19 protein-coding genes and 1 pseudogene are annotated in these 20,927 nt (G+C 57.9%); 4 read left to right on the forward strand and 16 right to left on the reverse strand.

Features of this window, described 5'->3' with window-relative positions:
- Nucleotides 1-71: 71 nt before the first annotated feature.
- On the forward strand, nucleotides 72-332 hold the full coding sequence (locus WBG04_RS06605; protein ID WP_424313615.1) for a pyruvate formate lyase family protein: 261 nt from the start codon (nucleotides 72-74) through the stop codon (nucleotides 330-332).
- Here the strand turns inward: WBG04_RS06605 and WBG04_RS06610 are convergent.
- Nucleotides 301-1,170, reverse strand: a pseudogene (locus tag WBG04_RS06610) (DNA-directed RNA polymerase subunit alpha); the annotation flags it as partial. The gene WBG04_RS06605 and the pseudogene WBG04_RS06610 sit on opposite strands and share 32 nt — an antisense overlap.
- Nucleotides 1,171-1,450: 280 nt before the next feature.
- Between WBG04_RS06610 and WBG04_RS06615 the strand changes: the two are divergent.
- Both WBG04_RS06615 and WBG04_RS06620 read left to right on the forward strand, forming a co-directional pair.
- Entirely contained in the window at nucleotides 1,451-1,711 is a 261-nt protein-coding gene (locus WBG04_RS06615) for a hypothetical protein (protein WP_424313592.1), read from the forward strand.
- A 100-nt stretch (nucleotides 1,712-1,811) separates the two neighbouring features.
- Complete coding sequence (locus WBG04_RS06620; protein ID WP_424313593.1) at nucleotides 1,812-3,227, forward strand: cryptochrome/photolyase family protein; 1,416 nt, start codon at nucleotides 1,812-1,814, stop codon at nucleotides 3,225-3,227.
- 22 nt (nucleotides 3,228-3,249) lie between these two features.
- On the opposite strand, the gene atzF is transcribed toward WBG04_RS06620, so the two are convergent.
- From atzF to WBG04_RS06670, 10 genes are all read right to left on the reverse strand, one after another.
- Complete coding sequence (atzF, locus tag WBG04_RS06625; protein WP_424313594.1) at nucleotides 3,250-4,977, reverse strand: allophanate hydrolase; 1,728 nt, start codon at nucleotides 4,975-4,977, stop codon at nucleotides 3,250-3,252.
- An 18-nt stretch (nucleotides 4,978-4,995) separates the two neighbouring features.
- Complete coding sequence (uca, locus tag WBG04_RS06630) at nucleotides 4,996-8,571, reverse strand: urea carboxylase (protein ID WP_424313595.1); 3,576 nt, start codon at nucleotides 8,569-8,571, stop codon at nucleotides 4,996-4,998.
- A 14-nt stretch (nucleotides 8,572-8,585) separates the two neighbouring features.
- On the reverse strand, nucleotides 8,586-9,224 hold the full coding sequence (locus WBG04_RS06635; RefSeq protein WP_424313596.1) for an urea amidolyase associated protein UAAP2: 639 nt from the start codon (nucleotides 9,222-9,224) through the stop codon (nucleotides 8,586-8,588).
- Entirely contained in the window at nucleotides 9,224-9,937 is a 714-nt protein-coding gene (locus WBG04_RS06640) for an urea amidolyase associated protein UAAP1 (RefSeq protein ID WP_424313597.1), read from the reverse strand. The genes WBG04_RS06635 and WBG04_RS06640 overlap by 1 nt, the downstream gene beginning before the upstream one ends.
- A 14-nt stretch (nucleotides 9,938-9,951) precedes the next feature.
- Nucleotides 9,952-10,404: a CopG family ribbon-helix-helix protein gene (locus WBG04_RS06645; RefSeq protein ID WP_424313598.1), complete on the reverse strand. Its 453-nt coding sequence runs from the start codon at nucleotides 10,402-10,404 to the stop codon at nucleotides 9,952-9,954.
- Between the two features lie 65 nt (nucleotides 10,405-10,469).
- Nucleotides 10,470-11,690 carry an aromatic ring-hydroxylating oxygenase subunit alpha gene (locus WBG04_RS06650; protein WP_424313599.1) on the reverse strand — a complete coding sequence of 407 codons (1,221 nt, stop codon included), beginning with the start codon at nucleotides 11,688-11,690 and terminating at the stop codon, nucleotides 10,470-10,472.
- On the reverse strand, nucleotides 11,687-12,562 hold the full coding sequence (locus WBG04_RS06655) for a sugar phosphate isomerase/epimerase family protein (protein WP_424313600.1): 876 nt from the start codon (nucleotides 12,560-12,562) through the stop codon (nucleotides 11,687-11,689). Before WBG04_RS06655 ends, WBG04_RS06650 begins: the two co-directional genes overlap by 4 nt.
- A gap of 5 nt (nucleotides 12,563-12,567) precedes the next feature.
- Nucleotides 12,568-13,272, reverse strand: coding sequence for a formylglycine-generating enzyme family protein (locus WBG04_RS06660; RefSeq protein ID WP_424313601.1), 705 nt, complete (start codon nucleotides 13,270-13,272; stop codon nucleotides 12,568-12,570).
- Between the two features lie 25 nt (nucleotides 13,273-13,297).
- The gene (locus WBG04_RS06665) at nucleotides 13,298-14,356 is read right to left on the reverse strand and encodes an ABC transporter substrate-binding protein (RefSeq protein WP_424313602.1); all 1,059 of its coding nucleotides are present in this window, start codon (nucleotides 14,354-14,356) and stop codon (nucleotides 13,298-13,300) included.
- Nucleotides 14,357-14,386: 30 nt separating this feature from the next.
- Nucleotides 14,387-15,265: an ABC transporter permease gene (locus tag WBG04_RS06670; RefSeq protein ID WP_424313603.1), complete on the reverse strand. Its 879-nt coding sequence runs from the start codon at nucleotides 15,263-15,265 to the stop codon at nucleotides 14,387-14,389.
- Between the two features lie 145 nt (nucleotides 15,266-15,410).
- On the opposite strand from WBG04_RS06670, the gene WBG04_RS06675 reads away from it, so the two are divergent.
- Entirely contained in the window at nucleotides 15,411-15,938 is a 528-nt protein-coding gene (locus tag WBG04_RS06675) for a MarR family winged helix-turn-helix transcriptional regulator (RefSeq protein ID WP_424313604.1), read from the forward strand.
- On the opposite strand, the gene WBG04_RS06680 is transcribed toward WBG04_RS06675, so the two are convergent.
- The 5 genes from WBG04_RS06680 to WBG04_RS06700 form a co-directional block, all read right to left on the reverse strand.
- Nucleotides 15,935-16,348 carry a GFA family protein gene (locus tag WBG04_RS06680; protein ID WP_424313605.1) on the reverse strand — a complete coding sequence of 138 codons (414 nt, stop codon included), beginning with the start codon at nucleotides 16,346-16,348 and terminating at the stop codon, nucleotides 15,935-15,937. The two genes, WBG04_RS06675 and WBG04_RS06680, sit on opposite strands and share 4 nt — an antisense overlap.
- Before the next feature lie 3 nt (nucleotides 16,349-16,351).
- On the reverse strand, nucleotides 16,352-17,158 hold the full coding sequence (locus WBG04_RS06685) for a creatininase family protein (RefSeq protein WP_424313606.1): 807 nt from the start codon (nucleotides 17,156-17,158) through the stop codon (nucleotides 16,352-16,354).
- Nucleotides 17,142-18,515, reverse strand: coding sequence for a type III glutamate--ammonia ligase (gene glnT, locus WBG04_RS06690; protein ID WP_424313616.1), 1,374 nt, complete (start codon nucleotides 18,513-18,515; stop codon nucleotides 17,142-17,144). Before glnT ends, WBG04_RS06685 begins: the two co-directional genes overlap by 17 nt.
- Before the next feature lie 64 nt (nucleotides 18,516-18,579).
- On the reverse strand, nucleotides 18,580-19,458 hold the full coding sequence (locus WBG04_RS06695; protein WP_424313607.1) for an ABC transporter ATP-binding protein: 879 nt from the start codon (nucleotides 19,456-19,458) through the stop codon (nucleotides 18,580-18,582).
- Nucleotides 19,455-20,861, reverse strand: a complete 1,407-nt coding sequence (locus tag WBG04_RS06700) for an ABC transporter permease (protein ID WP_424313608.1) — start codon at nucleotides 20,859-20,861, stop codon at nucleotides 19,455-19,457. The genes WBG04_RS06695 and WBG04_RS06700 overlap by 4 nt, the downstream gene beginning before the upstream one ends.
- Between the last annotated feature and the right edge of the window lie 66 nt (nucleotides 20,862-20,927).

Consider the following 20,927-nt stretch of genomic DNA (forward strand, 5'->3'; position numbering starts at 1 on the left):
CGCTTCGCCATGCTGCTTGGATCTCGAACATCCTGCAGGCGGATTTCCTCCCTTGTTCCTGGCGCTCCATCCTGACTGGTGGTTGTATCGAGACTGGCCAGGAGACCTGGGCGGGCGGAGCCAACTATTACACGGTTGCTCAGATTTCCGTCGGTGGCGTGGACGCAGCCAATTCGCTGATGGCGGTGAAAGACCTCGTGTTCGACAAAAAGAAGCTGACCATGGCCGAACTGAAGGCGGCTCTAGCGGCCAACTTCGAGGGCGAATACGAGAAGGTTCACAAGATGTGTTACCAAGACCGCTCTTCATGGCCAGCTGGCCGACCGAGGTGATGTTCGCGTTGTTGAGGCAGTTGGCGGCACGAACCGAGAGCTCGATTTCGTTGACCGACATGTTGAGGAGCTTCTTAAGCGCGGCGTTCTCCTCGCTGGTTTCTGCCGGTGCTTCCTCGAAGTCCACCGCGTTTTCGTCGTAGTTGACGAACACGTCGAGGTGGTGACGAAGAATGGCGGAGGCCTGAAGAAGCGCGTCTTGGGGAGTCACGCGACCGTCCGTCCAGACATCGAGCACGAGCTTGTCGTAATCGGTCATCTGACCCACACGGGTCGTGTCCACCGCATACTTGACGCGGGTCACAGGCGAGAAAATCGAGTCAATCGCGATCACACCGATCGGCTGATCCTTGCGCTTGTTCTCGTCACCGGTCGAGAATCCACGGCCGACGCGGATTTCAAATTCGCAGTCGAACTTCACCTTCTTGTCGAGGTGGCAGATGACCTGATCCTTGTTGACCACCTCGTAGATGTTGTCCTCCTGGATGTCTCCAGCGGTCACGACGCCGTCGCGCTCGACCTTGATGGTCAGGATGCGGGACTCCTTGTCGTGGTGTTTGAACTTCACCTTCTTGAGGTTGAGGATGATGTCGGTGACATCTTCCACCACGCCGGGAAGGCTGGAAAATTCGTGCTGCACACCGGCGATGCGGACCGAAGTGATCGCGGCACCTTCAAGGGAGCCAAGCAGCACGCGGCGGAGTGAGTTACCGAGAGTGTGGCCATATCCCCGCTCGAAAGGCTCGGCGGTGAATTGGGCGTAGACGTCGGTGGCGGTATCCTCGTTGCGGACGAGGCGGTTCGGGATCTCGAAACGAGACAGTTTTACTGCGGACATATGGTAGTTCGATTTGCCGGGTTTCCCTCCAGCGCGTAAGGCAGATTCCCCTGAAAGAGGGCTGCCCGGAGGACCTACGGCGGTTCGTTGAGGCTCGCGCGGGCGGGACTTAAGGGGATGCCTCAGGGATTGGCAAAGGAAATTTTCACTGGAATGAGCACCAAATTCAGCTCAGTCATGAAAAAATCTAACTTTTCCCAATCAAAAATCATGTAGCCATCAACCCGGGGCCGTGCCAGAGTCTCCCATGAATGCCGTCACTATCAGAAAAGATCCCCCTATGAAATCAAAGCGGAACCTCACTCGATTCACTTACGAGAACACCGCCTTCCAAGGATGGCGCCTTTGCATCAGCCGCGGAGGAGCCACCTTCACCAAGTATTTCTCCGACAAAAGCTACGGAGGAGGAAGGAAATCCCTGAAGGCCGCCGAGAGCGCCCTCGCGGACATCAAGGCCACCTTGGATCGTTCTCGTCTCGTTCAGGGCAAACTCAGCGACACCACGGTTCGGAAGGTCGGCAAGATCCTCGACCACGCCTGAGTCCGGATTTGGAATCAACTGTAAGTAAGGCCGCCCGTTCCCGGGCCCGGCCTCGGGATCTTTTGCTTGTGCACCGGACTTCCTCGAATCCACTTCGTCCATGCCACGTGAATTCTCCCTCGTCATCCACTGGTTCCGAAGGGACCTTCGGATTCTCGATAATACCGCCCTCCTCAACGCCAAGCTGGCCTCGGAACACGTCCTCCCGCTCTACATCGTCAGCGACTGGAAAGGCCAGCACCTCTGGACAGGCCCGAACCGACAGTCATTTCTCTGCGCGTGCCTTTCGTCCCTCGACAAGAATCTCAAGACGATCGGTGGCCGCCTGATCGTCCACTCAGGTGGGGCGGTCGAGATTATCGAGGACCTTTTGCAGACTACAGGAGCCGAAGCCGTCTTCTTCAATCAGGACCCGGACCCTTTCGGCAAGGAGACTGAAGCAAGACTTACCAAAACATGCCAGTCACGCGGAGTGGCCTGCCGTGGCTTTCACGATGTCACCCTTCACACCCCGGCCGAAATTCTAACCCAAGGTGGCGATCCCTATCGGGTCTACACTCCCTACAGCAAGAACTGGCTCGGATGTGAAAAGCCGGCCCCGCTGCCGAAGCCGAAGGCACTCGCCACACCGGACGATATCCCATCGGAAGACCTACCCACGCTCGATCACTGGAACCTCGGCCAGCCAGGCAATCAAATTCTCGAAGCCGGTGAGAGAGCTGCGCACGAGCGCTTGAAGCGCGCCCTCAAGGAACGACTCACCAACTACAAAGACCTCCGCGACATCCCTTCGGAATCGGGCACCTCAAGGCTATCGCAGGATCTTCGCTTCGGTCTGCTCTCCCCTCGGACCGTCTATGCAAAGGCTGCCCACATGCTCGACGGAGCCGAAAAGAAGGAAGGCATCCACACCTTCATCAAGGAACTCGCATGGCGGGAATTCTACATGGCGATTCTCGACCACTACCCGCATGTGCTCAAGGAGGAGTTCAACAAGGACTGGCGTGGCTTGCCGTGGGACGAACCCGGCGAGAACTTCGAAGCCTGGAAGGAAGGCAGGACCGGTTTCCCGATCATCGATGCGGGGATCCGCGAACTACTCGCCACCGGCTTCATGCACAACCGCGTCCGTATGATCGTCGCGATGTTTCTAACAAAAGACCTCCACATCGATTGGCGACTCGGCGAACAATTCTTCATGCAGCATCTGACCGATGGTGAGATCGCTTCCAACAACGGCGGCTGGCAATGGTCGGCCGGCACTGGAGCCGATGCCGCCCCCTACTTTCGAATCCAGAACCCCTGGTCGCAAACCAAACGCTACGACCCGGAGGGCAAATACATCAAACGCTGGGTGCCAGAGCTCGCCGACGTCGAAGCCAAGCGCTTCACGGAGCCACCCGCCGACGGCAAACCGATCGCCGAGGGCTACCCCCTCCCCTGCGTCGATCACAAGACCGAGCGGGAGCGCACGCTGGCGATCTTCAAAAAACACAGACAAAGCTCGGGAAAGTAGACTCCACGAGCACCCCGGACACCTAGCTTGTCCACGAAGCCATCCAGTTCTTCCAGCCACCGAAACGGGTGATTTCTTCAGCGCCTTCCATCGCTCGTGGCTCGGCGATGAAGCCCGGGAGTTCTTGCCCATCATCCATCAGAATCTTTCCGATCCCAAGCGGCCCGGGGATGGCGGCGACGAATCCTCCGAACTCGGCAGGATCAAGGGCCCACACTTCGACATCAATTTCAGCTCCTGCTTCGTCAGCCCGGATCATGGCCGGGCGCTCGGGAAACCCATCCCCCGCCGGCATGGCAAACATCTGGTAAACAGCAGCCGTCTTCCCACGGCGCACGAGCTCCGCATTTCGGTCGGCGAGCTGCCAATGCAGCGGCAGGCCTTCCAGATGCGCCCCGCAAACGACGACCGGCACCTTTTTGCACGGCGCTGGCGAGGCTTCCCTCACTTCTCCCGTCATCATCGCAGCGACCTGCAACAGACTCTCGTCCAGTCCCGCCGGTGCCGCGAGAGTCACGCCCCATGGCACCTCACCGCCCCTCGCCCGTCCTGCAGGCAGCGCGACGGCACAGAGGTCCAGCAGGTTCATGAAATTCGTATAGCGTCCCAACGTCGCATTCGTCCCGAAGGGTTCTTCGAGAACCTCGTCGACCCGATAAAGACAAGGCGTCGTCGGCAGCAGCAGAAGATCCACGTCTCTCCAAACCTCCTCGGCGTCCCGCGCGAACGCCTTGAGCTGATCCTGAGCCTTGAAGAGATCCGAAGCCTGCCACCCTTGCGAAGCCTCCAGGATCTTCCGGGTGACCGGAAAAACATCATCGCCATTCGACGAAATAAAGTCTCCAACCGCCGCCCAGCGCTCCGCAACCCATGGCCCCTCATAAAGAAGCTTCGCCGCCTCAACAAAAGACGTCAGGTCCACCGGCACCACTTCGTATCCCAACTCCTTGAGCTTCGCGGCAGCTCCATCAAAAAGCCCGGGCGTGTCGGGATCACCACTGAAATCAAGAACTGTCGGAACCCCTACCCTCTTCCCTCGCAGACACGATTCATCGACCTCACGCGACCACGGATCACCCGCATCGAATTGGCCGACTACCGACATCACCTGTGAGGCATCGGACGTCGTATTGGCGAACACCGAAACACAGTCGAGTGACCGGCAGGCAGGTACCACGCCCTTCGTACTTACAAGCCCCCGTGTCGGTTTCCAGCCGATCAGTTCTTGAAACGCAGCCGGCACCCGGCCCGAACCCGCGGTATCCGTTCCCAGTGAAAAAGCTGCAATGCCCGCCGCCACCGACGAGGCACTTCCGGAACTCGAGCCACCCGGCAGCCAACCGGGCGCAACCGCATTTCTCGCCACTCCGTAGGGCGAACGCGTCCCAACCAAGCCCGTTGCAAACTGATCGAGGTTCCCCTTCCCGACCGGAATGGCCCCCGCTTCGCGCAAAAGCCTCACCACCGTTGCATCTTCCTCCGGCACGTAGGCATACTCGGGACAGCCTGCCGTCGTCGGCCAGCCCGCGACATCAATATTGTCCTTCGCCACGAAAGGAACACCCCACAGAGGGAGATCCCTCGGCATCTCCGCCACCGCAGCCGCCATCTTTTCGACCTCATCCCACTCGGGAAGATGAATGAACATCCCGGGATCGTCCCACTCCTTGATACGTGCCCACACCTTGCTCATCACCTCGAGCGGCGTCGCGCCCTCGTCGTAGCCTTTGATCAATTCCGCTATCGTCATACCCTTCGTTTTTGAAATCTAACAGTCTTTCACCACCACCAGCGCCTGACCGGCTCTGACCGAATCTCCTTCACCAACCAGAATCTCGACGACCTCGATCTCTTCGTCGCTCTCGACCGGGATCTCCATTTTCATCGCCTCCAGCACCATCAGCGGGCCGCTCTCCGCAACCCGATCACCGACAGATTTTTCGATTTTCCACACACTTCCGGTAACCGGACTTTCGACCACACGGCAGCCATCAGGCACGATCACCTCTTCCGCTACCTCGTCCATGGCCTCGACCGCTTCCTCCATGTTCAGCCCGGCAGCCTCCCAGCGCTCCCGTTCCTCTTGGAAGGCCTGGCGCTGCATCGTCCGGAACCCATCGATCTCATCGGCATTTGCCTCGAGGAACTTCTCATAGTCGGCAAAACAAAAGCTCGTCTCCTCGATCTTCAGTCGATGGCGGCCAAGCGGCACCGATTCCCGCAACTCCATCAACTCTTCCGCACTCACTTCATAGAAACGAAGCTGATCAAAGAATCTCAACAACCATGGCTCACTAAAGTCCTCCGTCTTCCGCCAGCGGTTCCACACCGGCACGGTCCGACCTGTGAACTGATAGCCGCCGGGACCCTCCATCCCGTAGATGCAGAGATAGGCACCCCCAATCCCCACGGCATTTTCAGGCGTCCAGGTTCGCGCGGGGTTGTATTTCGTCGTCACCATCCGATGACGCGGATCCAGCGGGGTCGCCACCGGCGCACCAAGATAGACGTCGCCCAAGCCCATCACCAAGTAAGAGGCATCAAAGAAGATCCGCTTCACCTCGTCGATCGACTCAAGTCCATTGATCCGCCGAATGAACTCAAGATTGCTCGGACACCACGGCGCCTTCGGGTTCACCCCCTGCATGTAGCGCTGGATGGCCTCCTGCGTGCTCGGATCATCCCAACTCAGGGGCATGTGCACCACCCGTGCCGGAACCTCGATCTCTTCGAGCGGAGGAAGCGACTCGATGCCCTTGCGGATCGCCTCCCACAACTGCAGGCGATTCAATTTACGAGGTTCATAGTGGACCTGCAGTGATCGAATTCCGGGCGTCAGATCGACGACCCCGTCAAACGCCTGCTCCTTCAGCCATTCGTAAACGACATGAGCTTTGAAGCGTAGTTTCAAGTCCAGCAGATGCGGACCAAACTCGATCAGAAGATAGCGATCCCCTGCCGGTCTCAGCACCACCCGCCCGTCCCCTTCACCAAACTCGTCAAGAACGCATGAAGCTCCCGCAACAAGATCCACACCCTGCGGTTCGGGAAGCGACTTGACCCCTCCGCCAAGATAATCATCCACCGCATCGCGCTGCCGACCAGCCCAGGCATCATCGACAGCGACAAATCGGACCCGGTCACCAGGACGGAGTTGTCCCAGCTTCCAAAGCTCGGCCTCCACCACGACCGCCGGGCAAACAAAACCACCCAGGCTCGGACCATCCGGCCCAAGAATCACCGGCATGTCCCCCGTGAAGTCGACCGCACCGATCGCATAGGCATTGTCGTGCAGATTCGAGGGATGCAATCCCGCTTCCCCACCATCCTTCCGCGCCCACTTCGGCTTCGGACCAATCAGCCTGACCCCGGTTCGGGCCGAGTTGTAGTGAACCTCCCAGTCGGTATTGAAAAACATTTCGATGTCTTCAGCAGTGAAGAAATCCGGCGCCCCATGCGGACCGTAAAGCACCCCAATCCTCCACTCTGAAACGTACGGCAAGGAAGCGATCTCAGTCTCCTCACCTGAAGCCCCTCCACGAATTCCCAGGACATCGCCCGGTAGAAGCGCGCGACCAAACGGACCACCAAATCTTCCAAGTGTAAAAGTCGAAGCACTTCCCAAATAATCCGGCGACTCGATCCCGCCGCTGACCGCAAGATAGGCTCGTGCGCCGCAATCCTCGATCCGTCCGATCCTGAGCGTATCCCCGGCTTCCAGTTCGATCGCGGCATTGAGAGCCACCGCTTCGCCATTGCGAAGAACCAGCACCGGCGGACCAACCACAGCCACTCTTGTCGCGACATTGAATCTCAAGCTCGGTCCCGTGATCGTGATCTCCAAACCCGGTTCACCTTCATCATTTCCCACCAAACGATTGGCGATCCGAAACGACAATGAATCAAAGGGTCCACATGGTGGCACCCCGACCTCCCAAAAACCGGTACGCCCCGGAAAATCCTGGACGGTGGTCATCGTCCCCGCCGAGATCACGTCCATCGTGGACGGATGATACTTGAAAGACGCCATGTCCCGCATCGCCACCCCTCCATCGCGGAATCGATCCCACACCGCAACTTGCCGAAGGAAGCGCAAGTTGGTCTCAATCCCGGAAATCCTTGTCTCCTCAAGCGCCTTTCCTACCAATTTGACGGCATCCTCTCGGTCGGCCCCATGAACCATCACCTTGCCAAGCATCGGGTCGTAGAACGGACTCACTTCTGCACCAGCCGAGATCCAGCTGTCGCAGCGGGTCCAAACGGGAAAGTCGACTTGGGTTAGAAGCCCCGAGCTGGGTCGGAAATCAAGATTGGGATCTTCGGCGTAGATCCGGGCTTCGATTGCCCAGCCCTTCGGTTCCGGTGCCGTCTCAGGCATGACCCAGTCATCATCCAGCGCCAGTCGCAGCATCCATTCCACCAGATCGATCCCCGTAACCATCTCCGTCACCCCGTGCTCAACCTGAAGCCGGGTATTCACTTCGAGGAAATAAAACTCACTACGATCTGCATCGTAGATAAACTCGACCGTTCCGACCGAGCGATAGTTCACACTCTCACACAGGCTCACCGCCGCTGCATGCAGTGAGGTCCGGATCTCATCGGAAAGATCCGGTGCAGGAGTCTCCTCGAAGACTTTCTGATTCCGTCGCTGTACCGAGCAATCCCGCTCACCCAAAGCCAGCACCTTGCCCTTCCCGTCACCGAAGACCTGCACTTCCACATGCCGTCCCCGTTCAATAAAGCGCTCCAGAAAGACCGCACCCGAACCAAAACTCCGCTCGCTGAGACGCACCACACTCTCGAATTCCTTCTTCAGTTCGGCGTCATCGCGAACCACCTTCATCCCGATACCTCCCCCACCCGCCGTGCTTTTCAGCATCATCGGGTATCCAATGGTCTCAGCAACCTTGAGCGCATCAGCCACGGATTCAAGCAGCTCGCTACCCGGAACCAGCGGCACTCCTGCCTCACCAGCAAGCCTGCGAGCCTCATGTTTCAGACCGAAGGCAATGATCTGTTCAGGCGTCGGACCGAGCCAACTCACACCGGCTTCCTCGCACATCCGCGCAAAATCGGTGTTCTCACTCAGCAACCCGTAGCCCGGAAAAACCGCCACCGACCCACTCTCACGCGCCACCTCGAGCAGCCGCTCCTTGAGAAGGTAGCTCTCCGCCACCGGACCGGGACCCAATCGATGGGCCTCGTCCGCCAGATCCACGTGAGGCGCAGCCGTATCCGGATCGGAATGGACGGCGACAGCTCTCAGACCAAGCTTCTTGATGGTGCGTATCGCCCGAACCGCAATTTCCCCGCGGTTCGCTATGAGTATGGATCCATTCATCGTTCGTGATTCCTTCAATCCCAGATCAACACCTCCACCGGTGTCGGATTCCACCCATTGCAGGGATTGTTCAGCTGCGGGCAGTTCGAGATCAAACACACCACATCCCGCGCCGCCTTCATCTCGACGTAACGGCCGGGAGCCGAAATGCCGTCGGCAAAACTCAACTCACCCGTAGAGGTCACCGGCACGTTCATGAAGAAGTTGATGTTGCAGGTGATATCCCGCTTCGTCAGCTCGACATTCCACTCTTGCGCTCCCCGGATGAAACTATCCCGACAGGCGTGCATGCATTCCTTGTCGTGGTCGTAGCGCATCGTGTTCGATTCACGGGAACAGGCACCTCCGAGGGTGTCGTGCCTGCCACAGGTATCGGCGACGATCTCAAGCATCACGTGCCCTTCGGTGCTCATCAACTTCGTGCCGGCAGTCAGATAGAGTGCCCGTTGCACTTGAATCGTACGATCCGCGCTGTAGCGGTCGCTCGGATTCGCCGCGTCGAAAAACAAGGTGTCGGCCGCTTGGTTTCCCTCGAGATCCAGAATCCGAAGAGTCTGCCCTTTCTTGATTTCATGCACCCACCAATCACCCGCTGGAATCGTCTCGCGGAAACACGCACTCGCCGGGTCGAGCTTACTCTCAATCATCGTCATTAGAATCTCAGGGTGTGGTAGTTGCAGTTGTTCTCCCAGGCTCGGAGGTTCTCGTCCCGCACTTTCAGACTCGGATCGTCCCGACCCGCCATCTCTCCGTCAAAGACCTCCAGCTTCACTTCGTTCTCACGGTAGGCCGCCGGATCGAACGGGTGCTGGCAGGTATTGAGCACCACCAGCGTATCCATTTCGAATCGAAGCTCGACGAAGTCTCCCGGCTCCGAGTGCTCTTCGACAAATGACAAATTCCCATCGTCGTCGCTGACCACCTTGCTGAACCAGTTCAAGTTCGGCACCAGGTCCTTTTTCCCCAAACCCCACTTCGCCAACTCAATCAAGAAACAGTCCCGGCCATTCCGGTACCATTCGTTGCCAGCCTGCTGGTAATTCTTCACGCCATGCTTCTCCAAAACCAGTGCCGCATCCGAGTGGCCGCAAACCGTGTCGTGCCAGCCCAGGCTGTCCTGTACGATCGATGCCATGAGACGACCCATGTCCGAGTGGAGACAATAGGGCTGGCGCAGGTAGAAGACATACTGACCCTTCAAGGTGTCCGGCATGTTGTAGCGTTCCTGCCGCTCCAGGGCATTGTAGAGAAGCATGCTCACGTTGCCGCGACCCTGCAGGTCCGTCATGCGCAGGCGCTTTCCCCTTCCAATCACCGCCGACCACATGCCGCCGCCCGTTAGAGTTTTCCTAAACACTGGATTCATTTCGAGTATTCGTTTCAGTTCCGCTTCGCATGGACCTGAGGAATCAAATAGGTCGTAAGCGTCAGTTGCGCCGTCTTCACCCCCTTGCAGGTGCCCAGCTCGTTGGCGATTTTCCTCAAGGTTCCCGCAGGTCCCTGCATCAGGATCACTTCCATCACATGATCGTCCTCAAGCAAAACATGCTGGGATGAGATCACTTCAGCGATATAGCCGCGGCAAATCCGCGAAAGATCGCGCAAGAGGCTGCTCTTCGACTCATCGTAAACCAGCGTCAGATTCCCCGCCATCACCTCGGTACCGACTTTTCCAAGATGCTCCGCAGCCTGCGAGTGAATCATCTCCGCAATCCCCTGCGAGCGACTGTCAAAACCACGCTCATTCACCAGTCGATCCAGCGTCTGAAAAGTCTCCTCGCCCATCGACACCGTCACCCGGCGCAGGGATTCATTGCTGTCCTCTCGAACCACAGAGAAAACACAGCAACGAACGGGCCAAGTATGAGGAAAATTGATTTTCCTCATACCGCCCATGCTTACGACCTGGCCGCCTCGATCTTCGAGGCCAGGTATTTCTGAAAATGCCAGATGGGCTCCTCGAGATGACTCAGGCGTCCCTGCGCATAGCCGACCGACCTCATGCCGCGTTGGGTCGCGGTGCAGACTTCCATGTCCTCCATGTGGAAATTGATCGCTCCCTCCACCTCGCGCTCAAGCACTTCGGAGTAGTTGGGCATGACTTCCGCATCCTTCGAGAGGATCATCGTCGTCACCAACTGGCAGGTTTCAGGGCCAGTCGGCAGCAGTCGATACCAGTAAACCCGGTCCGGCGCGGAGAAGAGAAGGAAGTTGGGAAAGCCAAGGTAAACCCACCACTCGAGACAGTCATCGATCTTGAGCCCGGGATAAACCGGGAACGGCGTTCCGGCGTTCCCCGTATCCAAAATTTCCTGCTTCATGGAATCCTTCAACGGCAGATGCATCGCCGAAAAATTCACATCATACGGCTCCGTCCAGCACCCCTTGGCCGGGAGGAAGGGCTCAAGGGTCTTCATGTGCGCCCCGAGGTGATGATAGGCCTCCATGAAATTCTCCAGAAGGACCTTCCAGTTGAACTCACAATCCCAGGTTTGCGACCAGACCAGCTTCCCCTCGCCCATGTTCCACTTGCCGACGAACTTGTCCTTGAAGTCCGAGAACTTCTCCGACAAGGGAGCAATGTCCTCGTTGAGCGTCACAAAAACGAAGCCCTCCCAGATCTCGCTGCGATACTCATGAAGCCTCACCTCGCTTCGATCGAAGTCCTCCGCCTTGTGCATTTCCGCAGCACCCACCAGCTTGCCTTCGAGATCATAACTCCAGAGATGATACGGACACAGGATCACCCGCTTGTTCCCCTCATCAGGATGATCGAAACCACTGGGCATCAAATCCATTCCCCGATGACGACAAACCCGTGAAAGCACCTTGATCTTCGAATCCTTCGCCCTGACCACCAGCATCGGCTCCCCGCAGAAGTCCACTCTCACAAAGTCTCCGGCATTCGGAATCTGCGAAACATGGCAGAGCGAAACCCAGTCCTTGCCGAAGACCTCCCTCGTCTCAAAATCGAGAAATCCCGGATCCGTGTAGGCTCCGGAAGGAAGCGTCGTCGACTGCGACATGGGCTTGGACGCCGCCTCGATCACACTCTCCAGCAATCCATCCTCCGGTTCAGAGGAAACAGGTGGGGGCGAAGACATAACGGAGCAGTTCATGGAGTCGATATGGTTGGATGTTGTAATTCGATTGATTGAAAACGTTCTTTCTGTCGAAGCCCGATCCATCGATTGAGCTCCCAGAGATTGGCGACCGGTTCCCCGCTGAACGGCGCGCACTGAAGATAGCCGTCCGGGCCGAACTCCGGAGTCATGGTGAACACCTTCCGACCGCGCTCGCGCATCGAGGCCCACACCACGTCCCACCAGCGTTCATGAGCCAGCAAGTTGGGTTCATGCTCCGGAGCTCGTGGATCAGGCACCTGCGGACCTTGATCGTAACCAACACGTGGCTGGATGTGATAGGCATGGGCCGCAGCCAATGCCAGGATCTCAGGTTCCTCATCGAGAATCAAACGTTCGGAGACCACGCACCAGTGACTGAAGTCACAGGTGATCTTCAACTCAGGCAGACGCAGCAGGAGATCACGGGTCAACCATGGACTGTAGGTCGAGCGCCCCCGGTGGGTTTCAACCGAGATATCAATCCCATGCTTCTCCTCCAGATGAATCACCCCTTCATGAAAGCGCATCGCTTCATCGTGACTCCAGGCATCGTAACCTCCCATCGTATTCACGAAAAGTGGTCGCCCTTCCAGAGAGCGCCGTACCCCTTCCTCCAGCGAGGCCAAATGCGCCTCCGCTGAATAGCCGGGCATCGGAACAAACTTCCCTTCCGCAGTACAGGTGCTCACTTCCGAAATCCACTCCATCCCCCCGTCGTCCAAATCCGCAAAGAACTGAGCCCGCTCGGTTTTGTCCAATGGTGCTGGACCCTCAATGCCCGAGAAACCCGCCGCAGCCGCAAGCTCGATCGCCTCCGGCAATCCCCCGTCGTGGCCCCACAGCGTTTTATAGAGTTTCAATTCCATCGCCCTCAAAGGTCGCGGGCCAGCCTCAGGCCCAGATTGTCCCAACACGCCTCATCCGGTGCCCAGTCACGCCACGAGACCCGAAGCACTCTTGGAAGATGATCCCATCCTCCCCCACGAATCACGCGGGTTCCCGCCTTGCCTCCATCGAGCCAAGCCCTTCCATCCGCAGGCGCTCCCTCATAGCCCGGATGCCAGCGGTCCACGGTCCACTCACAGACGTTCCCCAGCATGTCATGCAAGCCGAAGCCGTTCGCCGGGTAGCGGCCCACCGCCACCGGTCTTCCGGCACCGCACTCGATGCCACGCTCATCATAGTAGAAGTTCGCATCATTCACGCCGAGATCGGATCCATGTGGAAAGACGGATCGGCTTCCCGCGCGACACGCATATTCCCACTCGGCCTCGGTCGGCAGACGATAAAGCCCCCCAAGCTCCCGCAGAAACTCACCGATCTCGGAAAATGACATCCCGACGACCGGGCAGGCGTCATCCAGATCATCACGGCACGATCCCGGAAGACGCCCCATCACCTCGATCCATTCGCCACGTGTCACCGGAGTCACGCCGAGCATGAACGCCTCGGAAATCGAGACTTCATGACGTGGCAGCTCCACGGCACTGACAAACTTGTCGTCCGCAATCCCTCCCATCTCGAAGGTCCCGGAAGGCACCTCAACCAGGTCGAGAAAAGATCGACGATCCGACATGATCTCCATGTCACTCCGCTGTAGATCAGCCACCATAGCCATCAGCCTTGAGGGCCTTCATCGGAGCCAGGTCCACGCCCGACTCCATCGGGTGTTCCTTCTTCACTTGATCAAACTTGATCCACCACTCGTTGGTCAGTTCCCAGTGCCGGGTGATCTCATTGTTCGAACCGAAGGGCGGATCACCATCGAGCACGCCCATGAACTGACCGGACTCCGTCCAATTGAAGGGATAGATTCCTCCATCGGTCGAACTACCGTCGGCACCGATCACCGTCACCACATCTTCAACAGGAAATCCGAGCGCCTTCGCCATGATCTCATTGGCCTCCTCGGGATGCTCCTTCCAATACTTCACGCCCTCGAAATAGGCCTTCATGGTCAGCTTCGCGACCTCAGGTCTTTCCTCAAGGAAAGAACCACTCATGTACATCCCATCCGCCAACAAAGCCGTCTTCTTGAAATAGGGATCCTTTGAAGTCGCAGCCACCTTCGAACCCGGAAGCGTTTCAAGAACCTTGCCACCGAAGGGCTCCCAGAACTCACCCGCTGCCACCGAACCACTCACCATGGCGGCCACGGCATCGTCCATGATGACGTTGGTGTACTTCACTTCGTCGAACTTCACGCCGTTGTTCTCAAGCCAGATCCCCATGTAAATCTGGGTCAATCCGCCCTCAAGCACCGCCACCTCTTTCCCCTTGAGATCCGCAGCGCTTTCAATCCCCGGCCCAAGGATGATCTTGTCGGTTCCATAAGACGGGTTGGTAAAGGCCACCAACTTGACCGGCACCCCTTGGTCCGCAGCAATCGGTCCGTATTCAACCGTCGAAGATGTCACGTCCAACTTCCCGGCAGCCATCTGCGCAAAGCTCTCGTAGGGATCCTCAATGATCACGATGTTGAGATCGAGTTCGGGAACCAGATTCTTCTCCTTGGCCACGAACCAGAAGGCATAGCCCGGCCACGAGAACAAGGAGATGTTGACCGTCTCCTTCGGTGAGGACACTTCGACGGCCTCTTCATTTTTGGAACAGGAGCCCAGCAAGAGAGCTGCAGCAGGTAGTAAGCTTAGGTATTTCATTTTGGTCATGATCAATTTGAATGTTGGCAATCAGTGTTTCAGGTAGCGAAAACTCGCTCGATAGATCAGCCGGATGAGCAGATCGGAAAGAAGTCCAAGCAATCCAATGGTCAGGATTCCGGCCATGATGCTATCGACTTGGACGAAGCGTTTGGCGCGCATCATCATCGCGCCGATGCCATCAGTCGCCGCGACGATCTCGGCAATGACCAGATAGGTCCAACTCACGGCAAGCATCTGACGCGCGGTGTCAACATAGCTTGGCAGTGCTGAAGGCAGCACGACCCGCCAGACGACATTGAGCTTTTTCACCCCGAGGGTCCGTGAGCTCTCCACCAACTCCATCGGAACCGCCCGGGTATTGTCCATGAAGAGTGTCGTCAGGAAGAACACCACGCCGATCACCAGCAGGGCCACCTTCTGCTCTTCACCGGTTCCCAACCACATCAGCAAGAGCGGCACGAACGAAGGCGCCGGCAAGTAACGGAAGGGCGAGACGAGGGCATTGAAGAAGCTCCCAACCGGAGTAAAGACACCCATCATAATCCCCAGCGGAAGGGCAATCGCCAGAGCAATGCCGAAACTCGAGAAGATCCGCTTCAGGCTTTGCGCAACATCCAGTGCGAAGTCCTTCTCGGCAAACAACAGGATCCAGGCTTCGAGCACCCTCGCAGGCGACGGAAAAAGCGTCGGATCCGCCAAACCCGAGACCGAGAATAGATGCCAACTGAGAACAAAAAGCCCCCACGCAGCCAAACCGAGGCCGAGTTTCGCCCCGAAACTCATCGAGCGCCGAAACTCGAACACCGAGAGCTTCCTGACCGGAGCCTTCGCCTTCGACTCAACCGAACGATCGGTGGAGTTCCTTGCCTGCTCGGCAGGCAGTTCTTTGGCGACGGAGAAAGGCATAAATAGAACGAACGACACTCAAGCAGCACCCCACATGCCATCACCCTCAATTTATTTGCATGTGCAATCATTTTGCCGAATACCTTTTCCCTCTTTCGATGAAGCACTCTCTTGAGTCCTCCGCATATTTGTTCATTCTCCTCCCGTGAGCTTCACCGCTGAAGAGAAAACCCCCAAACCTTCTCGCGCTTCACGCCAGATCGCATGGCGACTCCTGCTGACCGTTCACGCCGTCGCCTGCCGCCGAATCGACCGGGATCTTCAGGAGGCCGGCTGCATCACCTTCGATGACTACGACCTCCTTCTCACGCTCAATGAAGCCGAAGGCGAGTCCTTGCGCATGAGTGAGCTCGCCGAGGCGGTGCTGCTGAGCAACAGCGGCCTTTCGCGCCGCGTGGTGAAACTCGTCGAACGCGGACTGGTCCAGCGAAAGCAGTGCACACGCGACGGTCGCGTCTTCCACGTCCACCTCTCAAGCAAGGGGCGCAAGGCCCTCGATCAGGCGTGGACGATCTACGAGAATCTCATCGAGCAGAGCTTTGCCTCCCACATGACCCGGGACGAAGCCCATACCATTAGCCTCATTTTTCAGCGAATCCTCGATCGCACCGGGCTGCCAAGCCACCAAGGACTGCTTCTTGCCAAGGCCACCGACGCCCCGAAAAAGCACTAACTTGGCTCCGGCACCGGCGAGCTGTGCTCGAAGCGCTCAAGAGTGGCGATTCCCTTCGCCCAAGGCAGCTCATCGCTCACCCAGCACACATCGCCCGGCACCTGCTTCGACGGCTCGTCCAGCGAGCAGGTGCTCACTTCAAAAATGTGGGGCAATGCGGGATCAAAGAACATCAAGGGCGTTCCACAATCCCCACAGAAGGATCGCTCGCGATCGGCAAAAGTCACCTGCTTGGGTTCGCCCCGGGTCCAGTTCAAAGCCCCACTTGCAAAGAAGGTCCACGCCACCATCGGCGCGCCGCTCGCCCGACGACAGTCCTCACAACAGCAGACGCTCGTTTGCAAAGCCGGCCCGCGTACTTCGTAACGAACCGCCCCGCACAAACACCCACCACTCAGGATACCGCTCATCGTTCAGTCATAGCGGGGTTTCGAAAGTCCATCCCACAGCGATGCGTCAAGCGGCGGACACTCAACTCGTGCCCGATGAATCTTCTCCACAAGCGCGTCCACCATCGCTTCGAACAAACGTCGACCCTCCTCCGCCGTCGCACCCGAAGGCGCTCCGGTCACTCCATTGAGGCTCGTCTGGGCGACCGGATAGGAGAACACCGTCTCGACGGTCCGATCGGGATCATCGGCTTCCTTCACCCGAGCCCCATGGACGAGATCCGGACAAAGAAACATCATCAACGAGGTCTCGGCGCGGTTGGCATGCAAGTCCCCGGCATCGTCGGTGTAGGCTTTCCAGATCGAGTCACTCAACTGAAACACGTGGAGCAATCCGACCTGCAACTTCCCCATCTGGGAAAGCCTCAATTGATCGACCGCCACCCTCGCAGGCGCATCGTTGCCAAAGTGTGCATTCACAAACAAAAGACGCTTCCAGCCGGTCGCGACCGCCCATTCGGCCAACTCACGCAGCACCGCCATGAAGGTCTCATGCCTCAGGGAAAAGGTTCCCGGCCACTTCGGCGTGTGGCCTTGAGAGACGGTATAGCGGAGCGCCGACATCACCGGCACCCGGGTCTTTGCCGAGACTTCGGCACAGACCCGCTCCACAAGCAAGGTATCCATCGCCACGGGCAAGTGAGGCCCGTGTTGCTCGGTGGCACCGAGTGGCAGCAACAGCAGACCACCATCCTGCTCGACCAACTCGGCAATCTCCGGCCAGGCCAGGTTCTCAAGAACCACCGCATCGCTGTTAGAAAAGTCGGGCATAGGTATCGATCTCCCATTGACTCACCCGCTGGTGATACTGTCGCCACTCCTCGCTCTTGTAGGTGATGAATTCATCACGAAGCTCCTGCCCCAGCACTTCGGTCACAAAGGGATCGGCCGCGAAAGCCGTCACCGCCTCGTCCAGCGTCCGCGGCAGTTCCGAAATCCCCCGCTCCGCCAGCTCCTTTGGTGAAAGCTCATACAGGTTCAACTCTTGCGCAGGCCCCGGATCCAAGCCTTCCCGAATGCCCTCAAGACCTGCGGCCAACACCAAAGCCGCCGCAAGGTAAGGATTGCAGGCGGCATCGGCATTCCGACTTTCACAGCGCCCTCCAGCCATCGGCACCCGCACCGAGTTGGTCCGGTTGTTCTTGCCGTAACTGTTGAATACCGGGGCCCATGAGTAATACGACATCAGGCCTTTCCGGACCAGCCGCTTGTAGCTGTTCACCGTCGGAGCGAATGCCGCGCACAAGGCCGGTCCATGCTTCAGGATTCCGGCGACAAACTGATAACCAAGTTCACTCAATCCCAACCCGCGAGGATCGTCTTCGGGCGCAAGCTTGAAAAGATTCTTCCCGCTCTCCAAGTCATAGAGCGACATGTTGAAATGCGCTCCACTCCCGGTCTTGTCCGCAAAAGGCTTCGGCATGAAGGTCGCAAGCAGACCCTCTTCCGCCGCATACTGCTTCGCCATCAGACGGAAAAAAATGTAGCGATCGCACATCGTCAGGGCATCGGCATACTGGAAGTCGAACTCGAACTGCGAGTTGGCATCCTCATGATCGAGTGAGTAGAGATCCCAGCCGAGATCATTGATCGTCGTCGAAACCTTATCCAGCCAGGTGTAGCGATCCATGAAGCGCTTCACATCATAACAGGCCTTCACCAGATCATCGTCGGCGTTGGGGATCTCAAGACCGCCGGCTTCATTCTGCTTCACCACGAAGAGTTCGCACTCGATCCCGAGGTTCATCCCGAAGCCCATCTCCGCCGCCTTTGCCAACTGCTTCTTCAGCGCGACCCGTGTGTTGATCTCGTAGGGCTCACCTTTGAAAGTGTTGTCGGCCGGAAACCAGGCGACTTCCTTGTTCCATGGAAGGATGATCAGCCCATCCAGATCCGGAAGCGACGCAATCTCATCGTCATTCGGACGCTGACCCAAACCATCCAAGGCATAGCCCGTGTAGAGCTCGCTCCCACCGGCAAACTGCTCAAAGTGACTGATCGGAACAAACTTCCCCTTCGGAACCCCATGGATGTCAACGTAGGCACCGACGCAGTATTTCACCCCTGCTTGCTCGAGCTTCGCCTTCACGGCACCGATCTTCTCTTTCTGTTCTTCTGAAGTCTTCATACTTTTCATTAAATTCGTGTGAAAAATTGTGAGCGTGATCGCCCCCCAGTTTTGAAAGACATCTTCAGACGACGTCCGGATCGTGCTTCACCATCCTCAACACCGGAGTCTCCGCAGCCTGCTTGCCGGGTGGATGGATCAAATGATCGATGTGATGCCTTGATTCCTTGAAGCTCTCCTCAAAGATTTGCGCCGGTGTCCGCGGCCTTGGCACCGGAACCTCGACCATCTCGCGAAAGCGACCGGGATTGGCATCCAATACGAGGATCCGATCCGAGAGATAAACCGCTTCGTCCAGATCATGGGTGATGAACACCACCGTGATATCGACGCTTTTCCAGATTTCCAGCAAGTGCGCCTGCATGCTTGCCCGGGTCTGAGCATCGAGTGCTCCGAAAGGCTCATCCATGAAAAGTACCTTCGGTTGGTTCGCCAAGGCGCGCGCAATCGCCACCCGCTGCTTCATCCCTCCCGACAGCTGGTTCGGGTAGGAATTCTCGAATCGCGAGAGCCCGACAAGATCAATCCACTGACGCGCCTCACCCTCGGCCGTCGTCGAGGATGAACCGGACATCTGAGGGCCGAACATCACGTTCTGTTTCACCGTCAGCCACGGAAACAAGGTGTAGGATTGAAAGACCATGCCACGATCCGGACCCGGACCCGAAACGGGTTTGCCGCCCACCAGCACTTCACCACTCGTCGGTGTTTCCAAGCCAGCAAGGATTCGGACAAGCGTCGACTTGCCACAGCCGGAGGGACCGATCACGCAGGTAAACTCCCGCTTGTGCACGGCGAACGAAAGATCCTCGAGCGCGATCACCGTCCCTTTCGAAGTCTCGAAGTGCTTCGTCAGCCCTTTGACCTCCAAAGAAACCGGACGTTGCTTCAAGCGATCGAATCGTGCGGCCACTTCCGGGGCCATTTCCAGGGATGAAATCATGGTGTTTCAGGAGCTGATGCTTGACGCCTTGCTGCCGAGGCTCGCTCGTCCGCAGCTACCCGCTCGCGAGCGGCGGCCGCCACGGTACGGACCGGGAAACTCGCGGCGCTCGCAATGGCCCGGGAGAATTTGCTACTCTGACCAAGCCACGGGAAAAGCACGCCGTGGAGCCACGCCAGGATCTGATCCGTCACGAACCCGGTCACACCAATCAGGATGATGACGGGAAACACGCGATCAAAGTTCCGGTAGCGACCCTGCGTTTCGATGAACTCGGTGAGTCCGCTCTTCACTCCGATCAGCTCGGCGATCACCAGCCAGGTCCAGGCCCAGCCGAGGAGGATGCGAAGATCATTGTAGAGATTGGGAAGAATCCCGGGCACCACCACCTTTGAGAGCATCTGGCGCGGCTTCGCGCCAAGGGTCTGGGCCGCCTCCAACAACGATGGATCTAGTAGACGGGTCGTCTTGGAAATCATCAGGATCATGTGCGGCACCGTGCCGATGAAGACCAGCGCCACCTTCGGGGCCCCATCCGCTGCGAGAATCGCGACCAACAGCGTGCTGAAGGTCGGTGCCGGCATGTAGCGAAAGAAATCGGTGAAGGGTTCGAAGATCTTGGCGAACACGTCGTAGGTCCCGCAAAGAACACCGATCGGCAGCCCGACGATACAGGCCCATAGAAAGCCCTTGAAGATCACTTGGAGCGAAGATCGATAGCGCTCACCCATGGTGGAACCGTCATTCCTCGGTTCCTCGGTAAAGTCACGCCAGCCTGACTTGATCACCTTGTCGGGTGCCGGAAGATAGGCGGGGTTTGCCGGGACTCCCTGCGGCAGCAACTTCAACAAGTTCTCCTTGGGAAGCTTCTTGTATTCAAACTCGGGAGAAAGGGCGGACAAGGTCGCCCAATTCGTCTTGATTATCTCCAAATTCTCTTCGCTAAGAAGATCCGACTGACGGCTACCTGTCGCAAGGTCCCGCCAGATTTCGTAAATCAGCACATCATTCTGGCCATCATTATAGTCCAACCAGCCCTCCTCAACCGCAACGGCTCCGAGATGGCGGAGGAGCTTCTGGTTCTTCCGCTGGGATCCGGCGAGCGGCTCTCCCTCTTCGCGGGCCGCCAGCACCGCGGCGTTCTCCTCACGGACGGCATCGACAAAAGTCGGGTAAAACTCCTTCGAGAGATGATCACCCGCAGTGAACACGGTCGTGACCCCTTCCCGGTCCGCAGAAACCTTGAGCTCCACGTCCGGATGCCAGATTCCGGGAACATAGGACACCACGCACCACAGCACGATCGGCATCAGAAACGAAATAACGGTCAGGAAAAGCCGCCGTTGCTTCGGAAGCTCACGACGCACACCAAACCATCCGCGAAATATTCCTGGCAGAGCCATCGGAGCGTTCTTTGAAAAAAGGGCAGGAGCGGCCGGTTCAACGACCGCCCCTGAAACAAAGTCGTT

The sequence above is a fragment of the Haloferula sp. genome (genome assembly GCF_049672945.1).
Lineage (GTDB): Bacteria > Verrucomicrobiota > Verrucomicrobiia > Verrucomicrobiales > Akkermansiaceae > Haloferula.

Excerpts from the sequence above, each read along its gene's own strand:
- glnT (WP_424313616.1), bottom strand. The coding sequence starts at position 18,515 with ATGAAGACTTCAGAAGAACAGAAAGAGAAGATCGGTGCCGTGAAGGCG.
- WBG04_RS06670 (WP_424313603.1), bottom strand. The coding sequence starts at position 15,265 with ATGCCTTTCTCCGTCGCCAAAGAACTGCCTGCCGAGCAGGCAAGGAAC.
- WBG04_RS06700 (WP_424313608.1), bottom strand. The coding sequence starts at position 20,861 with ATGGCTCTGCCAGGAATATTTCGCGGATGGTTTGGTGTGCGTCGTGAG.
- WBG04_RS06620 (WP_424313593.1), top strand. The coding sequence starts at position 1,812 with ATGCCACGTGAATTCTCCCTCGTCATCCACTGGTTCCGAAGGGACCTT.
- WBG04_RS06660 (WP_424313601.1), bottom strand. The coding sequence starts at position 13,272 with ATGTCGGATCGTCGATCTTTTCTCGACCTGGTTGAGGTGCCTTCCGGG.
- WBG04_RS06650 (WP_424313599.1), bottom strand. The coding sequence starts at position 11,690 with ATGAACTGCTCCGTTATGTCTTCGCCCCCACCTGTTTCCTCTGAACCG.
- WBG04_RS06640 (WP_424313597.1), bottom strand. The coding sequence starts at position 9,937 with ATGAATCCAGTGTTTAGGAAAACTCTAACGGGCGGCGGCATGTGGTCG.
- WBG04_RS06680 (WP_424313605.1), bottom strand. The coding sequence starts at position 16,348 with ATGAGCGGTATCCTGAGTGGTGGGTGTTTGTGCGGGGCGGTTCGTTAC.
- WBG04_RS06695 (WP_424313607.1), bottom strand. The coding sequence starts at position 19,458 with ATGATTTCATCCCTGGAAATGGCCCCGGAAGTGGCCGCACGATTCGAT.
- WBG04_RS06665 (WP_424313602.1), bottom strand. The coding sequence starts at position 14,356 with ATGAAATACCTAAGCTTACTACCTGCTGCAGCTCTCTTGCTGGGCTCC.
- WBG04_RS06635 (WP_424313596.1), bottom strand. The coding sequence starts at position 9,224 with ATGACGATGATTGAGAGTAAGCTCGACCCGGCGAGTGCGTGTTTCCGC.
- WBG04_RS06655 (WP_424313600.1), bottom strand. The coding sequence starts at position 12,562 with ATGGAATTGAAACTCTATAAAACGCTGTGGGGCCACGACGGGGGATTG.
- WBG04_RS06685 (WP_424313606.1), bottom strand. The coding sequence starts at position 17,158 with ATGCCCGACTTTTCTAACAGCGATGCGGTGGTTCTTGAGAACCTGGCC.
- uca (WP_424313595.1), bottom strand. The coding sequence starts at position 8,571 with ATGAATGGATCCATACTCATAGCGAACCGCGGGGAAATTGCGGTTCGG.
- WBG04_RS06615 (WP_424313592.1), top strand. The coding sequence starts at position 1,451 with ATGAAATCAAAGCGGAACCTCACTCGATTCACTTACGAGAACACCGCC.
- atzF (WP_424313594.1), bottom strand. The coding sequence starts at position 4,977 with ATGACGATAGCGGAATTGATCAAAGGCTACGACGAGGGCGCGACGCCG.